Source organism: Fructilactobacillus sp. X2R1C1 (assembly GCF_059901435.1).
The window spans coordinates 1-369 of the sequence record NZ_JBWXUV010000044.1; the positions used below are offsets into that span (position 1 = coordinate 1).

Below are 369 nucleotides of genomic sequence, written 5' to 3' on the forward strand. Positions count from 1 at the left end.
GTATTGATAACACTTAATTTATTAATTTTGGACTTATTATTTAACATATTTTTTAATACGATTTTCTTATTATTTCCTAAACTGCAGATAATACCAATTCCAGTTTCTACTACTCTTCTATCTTTCACTATTATCACCTCCTTTAAAATTACTATTATTTAAATTAACAATTTTTCCATGACTAACCACTATTAAATGTGGATTGAGTTTATCAAGCAAAAGTTTTCCATTATTTTCACTTTCATAAACATTTGCTGTAAAAACTTTCATAGGTCCTTTTAACTTTCCATATTTCGAAGTAAACAAATCTCCTGCTATAAAAACATCATCATCACATTGATAAAAAGATACATGACCTGGACTATGCCC

1 pseudogene is annotated in these 369 nt (G+C 26.6%); it reads right to left on the reverse strand.

Annotated features, from left to right (window positions below):
* Positions 1 to 117: 117 nt before the first annotated feature.
* A pseudogene (locus AC6UDG_RS07425) lies at positions 118 to 369 on the reverse strand (hypothetical protein); the annotation flags it as partial.